At 40.7% G+C, this 5,578-nt stretch carries 4 protein-coding genes; 2 read left to right on the plus strand and 2 right to left on the minus strand.

What is annotated here, in order from left to right; translation table 11 throughout:
• Positions 1–597: 597 nt before the first annotated feature.
• Positions 598–1,257, plus strand: a complete 660-nt coding sequence (locus AC5JMF_RS28500; protein WP_495799076.1) for a phosphoribosyltransferase — start codon at positions 598–600, stop codon at positions 1,255–1,257.
• A 128-nt stretch (positions 1,258–1,385) separates the two neighbouring features.
• Here the strand turns inward: AC5JMF_RS28500 and AC5JMF_RS28505 are convergent, their stop codons facing one another.
• Complete coding sequence (locus tag AC5JMF_RS28505) at positions 1,386–1,928, minus strand: response regulator (protein ID WP_495799077.1); 543 nt, start codon at positions 1,926–1,928, stop codon at positions 1,386–1,388.
• Between the two features lie 211 nt (positions 1,929–2,139).
• On the minus strand, positions 2,140–2,844 hold the full coding sequence (locus AC5JMF_RS28510; RefSeq protein WP_495799078.1) for a rhomboid family intramembrane serine protease: 705 nt from the start codon (positions 2,842–2,844) through the stop codon (positions 2,140–2,142).
• 349 nt (positions 2,845–3,193) lie between these two features.
• On the opposite strand from AC5JMF_RS28510, the gene AC5JMF_RS28515 reads away from it, so the two are divergent.
• Complete coding sequence (locus AC5JMF_RS28515; protein ID WP_495799079.1) at positions 3,194–5,317, plus strand: tetratricopeptide repeat protein; 2,124 nt, start codon at positions 3,194–3,196, stop codon at positions 5,315–5,317.
• Positions 5,318–5,578: the final 261 nt, after the last annotated feature.

The following is a 5,578-nucleotide window of genomic DNA, read 5'->3' on the forward strand; positions in this document are numbered from 1 at the left end:
TGGGGACTGGGGACTGGGGACTGGGGACTGGGGACTGGGGACTGGGGACTGGGGTTTTGAACATCTACACCCCTATAACCCTACACCCCATACCCCTAAACCTTCCCCAAACCCTTGATTTTTCATATCACTGTGTAAGTCCTACCCTGCCCCCTACCCCCTGCCTCACAGGTGTAGGTATTTTACATTCAATGCGAAAAAGCCTATTTTTTCGTTCCAAAATCTTTCTGTGCGTCCCCCTGTCCCCGCATCCCCGCGTCCCCGCGTCGCTCAAAACGCAAAGTATTAAAAAACCTACACTTGTTAGCTACCCCCTGCTGTAAATATTTTCCAAGTAAAATTTGGCTCTTACTTTAGGTAGATTCGTTAACTTGCGATGTCGCCCCATTAGCCAGAGGGCGATATATTTTTGGTTTTTTAAGATTAATTTGGGATATTAAAACACAACACTGAGCTAATGTGCGTTTGGGTTACACATTCTCTGGTTAAAACCATCATTGGTCATTTGTATTTACAAAAGATGGCTTTATAAGTAAGAAATTATGCAATTTAGATGTGTTTAAGCTGATTTACAAAAGGCAATAGGAGCATTACACCATGCAATTCCAAGACCGAAGTGTGGCAGGTCAAATTTTAGGGAAAAAGTTAGCAGCTTATGCTAACTGCTCAGACATCCTGGTGTTGGGGCTACCGAGGGGTGGTGTTCCTGTTGCCTTTGAAGTTGCTAAGGCATTAAATGCACCTTTGGATGTTTTGATAGTACGTAAATTAGGTGTGCCTGGTCAAGAAGAATTAGCAATGGGTGCGATCGCTTCTGGTGGTGTGCAAATATTAAATGAGCATATCGTGCGCCAAGTTAATCTCTTCAACGAGGTAATTGCCAAAGTTTTATTGCAAGAACAACATGAACTAGAGAGGCGGGAACGACTTTATCGGGGCGATCGCTCTTTTCCAGATTTACGAGGACGCACAGTTATATTAGTGGATGATGGTTTAGCTACGGGTGCAACTATGTGGGCTGCAATCGCCGCTGTCCGAAAACAACAACCTGCTCAGATTGTGGTTGCTGTACCAGTTGCAGCACGCGAAACTTGTCAAAAGTTGCAAGCTCAAGTAGATGCTCTCGTCTGTGTTGCAAATCCTAGTCCTTTCTGTAGCGTCGGTTTATGGTATGAGAACTTTCCCCAAACCACAGATCAAGAGGTTTGCGAACTGCTGGCAAAAGCCGCAAGTGACAATCGTATCGTGTTTGCTTGAAGACTTATCCTTAGAACTGACGTAGGGACGCGGAGAAAGTTTAACTTTTAGAACGTGAATAAAGATAAGAAAAACTCGTAGAAAAATACAGATGCGATCGCTGTCTTAATCCACAAAAGAGTAAGCGGTTATTCTCCGCGTCCCCGCGTCCCCCACTCTCCACTCTCTACTTCCTTCGGATACATCAAACCGATAATTGCTTCTACCAATGCCTCTGGTTCTACTGGCTTGGGGACATGTAGTTGAAAGCCTGCTGCGAGTGCTTGCTGCTGATTGGTTTCACCTGCATAAGCTGTAAGTGCGATCGCAGGTAGTTGTCCTCCTTGCTGTGGCGATCTTTGTCGCAGTTTACGTATCAGCATATAACCATCTATCTCAGGCATTGCTATATCACTGATTAAAACATCTGGTAATGACTCAGAAAGTGATTTTAGCGCCTCCTGTGCTGAACCTACGGTGGTTACTTCAACACCATAATCTTGCAAAATAAAGCTAATTAAATCGCGGATATCTGGCTCATCATCGACTACCAGAATTTGCATGTTCGAGAGCAGCGAAGAGTCTATAGTCAGATTCAAAAGTTCATTTTCCTCACAACTAGTCTGTTCACTTTCGACCAAAAGCGGTAAATCGACATTAAAAGTTGCACCTAGTTCTTGATTTCGATCCATATTTGGCATCCTTAAAGAGGGAACAGGCAACAGGGAATAGGGGGTAACAAAAAGGCGGATTTATACCCCCTATGAAACATATCACTGATATTCATGGGGGTCTCTTACTTCGGAGAGGGAAAAGGAAATAGAAAAAACTGTTCCCTGTTCCCTTCTTCAATAACTAAATAGAAGTATCTTTTTTTATGTTAGTAGTTAACTTCACAAATAATCATCGCTTAATTTGCATAAAAGCCGCACCTATAAATAATCCTATAATTTGTAACCAGTAAAAGCTGCTACCTTGATTTACACCATTAGGTGGAATCTTTAAACTACCAATATCATAAAATATCTGTTGGATAAACCACCAAAATGCATAGAAATAAGCTGGTAGTTCGATGGGGATGTATACAATTATTAAGGGCATAATTGTATTAATTTTCACTTTAGGAAACTTAATTATATATGCCCCCAAAACAGCTGCGATCGCTCCATTTGCTCCAATTAACGGTACTGTTAAATTTGGTTCCACTAAAATTTGCATTGCTGCTGTTAAAATACCAGCCACTAAGTAAAATCTTAGATAACGCCCATGTCCTAAAATACTTTCTAAAGTATTGCCAAAAACCCACAAAAATAGCAGATTCCCTAATATTTGAGCAAAACTGCCATGTAGAAACATTCCGAAAATCAGAGAAAATGAGCGCCAAATCACAACCACCCAAGCAGCAGGATTCGAGAAGAGTGCATCTGTAATTGCTTGACTAATGTGGGCAGGAACTACGCCCCAGCTATTGACAAAGTAGCCTAACTTACCACTCAGTTCTAACCATAGTTCCCATAAAAACATGGCAAGATTAATGCCAATCAGCCAGTAATTTATAATTGGCTTACTTCGATTATAAATATAAACGTTATCGCTAATAGGAATCATTTGTCATTTGTCATTTATTATTGGGAATGGGTAACTCGGGGCCCCCACATTAGCGAAGCGGGGCGAAGCGGGGCGAAGCGGGGCGAAGCCCAGTGGGGATTAGGGACATGAGGAATGGAGAATGGGGAATTGGGAATTGTCATTTGTCATTCTCCGCGTCCCCCTACCCTTCTCCTATCGGAGACGCTGCGCGAACGGGAACGCTTTCAGCGAACGGGTTCGCAGTCGCCTGCGGAGGGAAACCCTCCTTTACTCGCTGTCTCACCGCGTCTCCCTCATCCCCCCACTCTCCACAAAACAATGTGGCAAGATTGGAATCAGATCGCATTGTATTCAATTAGCAAACAAGATGCTGAAAAACACACTTGTTGGAAGATACCAAATTATTAGTCACTTGGGAGGAGGGGGTTTTGGTGAAACTTTTGTTGCTTGTGATACCCACTTACCTGACTCACCTCAGTGTGTCGTTAAGCGACTCAAGCCTCAAGCAAGCGATCCAAAAACTTTAGAGACAGCTAGACGTTTATTTGATACGGAAGCAAAAGTTTTGTATAAATTGGGTACCTACGATCGCATTCCCCAATTATTAGCTTACTTTGAAGAAAACGCCGAATTTTATCTCGTCCAAGAATTTATCGAAGGTCATGATTTAAGTCAAGAATTAACACCAGATAAAACCTGGAGTCAAGACCAAGTTATTGTATTTTTAGAAGAAATTTTGACAATCTTAGCATTTGTTCATCAACAAAATGTTATTCATCGGGATGTCAATCCTCGAAATATTTTAAGACGCCAGTTAGATGGCAAGTTAGTTTTAATTGATTTTGGTGCAGTTAAACTAATCACTACCCAGGTAATTAACTCACAAACTCCTACTAAATCTACCATCGCTATAGGCACTCCAGGATATATCCCCAGCGAACAGGCTCATGGTACACCAAAATTCAGTAGTGATATTTATGCTGCGGGGGTAATTGCTATTCAAGCGCTGACTGGTTTATTTACCGATCAGCTAGAAAAAGATGCTGATACTAATGAAATTTTTTGGCAAAATCGAACATCAGCGACACCAGAATTTGCTCAATTTTTAGATAAAATGGTGTGCTATGATTTTCGACAACGCTATTCTTCTGCAACTGTAGCATTACAAGCACTCAAAGAGTTAACCCAGCCAGAACCAGAGACGATCGCATTAACTCCTGTTGCTGCACCAAATAATTTCATCAACCCTCAACTTCCCAAAGCTAAAAAAGGTAAATTAGGAAAAATTTTACTCACAATATTTTTAGCTAGCGTCGGCACAATAGGAGCAGTATTGATTTATCATCAAGTTAATTCTAATAATGCTACAGAATTATATAAACAAGGAAATACACTGTTTGATTTGCAACGTTATCAAGATGCTTTAATAGTGTATGAAAAAGCGGTTAATATTAGACCAGAATATGCTCAAGGATGGAATGGTCAAGGTAAAACATTGTTTGCATTAAAAGAATATAAACAAGCTCTAGCTTCATATGATAGAGCAATTCAAATTCAGCCAGATTATTTAGAAGCTTGGAGTGGACGAGGTTTTGCGCTGATAAATTTACGGCGCTATCAAGAAGCGATCGCATCCTTTGACAGAGCAATACAACTAAAAGATGACGATTCAAAAGTCTGGAACGCCAAAGGCGATGCTTTAATTAGTTTAAATGAGTATGATAACGCAATTAAAGCTTATGAACAGGCAATTGAATTACAGTCAAACGATTATGAAGCTTGGTATAAGAAAGGATTAGCACTACAAAATTTAAAACGATACGAAGACGCGATCACTGCATACGAAAAAGTCGTTGAACTAAAACCAGATTATGAGCAAGCCTGGTATAACTGGGGAAATTCATTAGTTAACTTACGTCGTTATCAAGATGCATTTACAGCTTATGATAAAGCCGTGCAATATAAATCAGATTATTACCAAGCTTGGCTATCTAGAGGGAATATACTCATTAACTTACAACGTTATCCAGAAGCAATAAACTCTTTTAACCAAGTAATTAAATATAATCCAAGTAATTATCAAGCTTGGTATAATCTGGGTTGGTCGCTACATCAAACACAACGCTATGCAGAGGCAATAGAATCATATAATAAGGCAACTGCACTGAAACGAAATGACTACCAATTATGGTATAATATAGGGAATTCCCAATACAATTTAAATAAATACGCAGAAGCGATCGCATCATATAATAAAGCAGTTCGTTTCAAGCCAGATCATTACGAAAGCTGGTATAGCAAAGGCAATGCATTATTAAATTTAAAACGTTATCAAGAAGCGATCGCATCTTACGATCAAGCGATAAAATACAAGCCGAATTATCAACAAGCAATAGAAGCCCGCCAGCTAGCACAGAACCAACTACAAGGCGAAAAATTGCAGCCTATAGTTGTACCACTCATTAAAAGGGGAGTAGGGAGTGGAGAATAATTCGTAATTCGTAATTCGTAATGACGCTCGAGGACTCGCTAACGCTACGCTAACGTAATTCGTAATGACGCGACGCTCCTGTGTCGCTACCGCTGACGCTCGTACCGACGCTCGAGGACTCGCTACCGCTTCGCTAACGCTAACGCTATCGCGGACTCGCTACCGTTTGACAATTCCCCATACTTCTCCTATCGCAGACGCTCCGCGTAGTAAGCTAAAAAACATCTAAATTACATAATCAAATTAAATAAAACTCTTGTG

The organism is Desmonostoc vinosum (assembly GCF_059505385.1).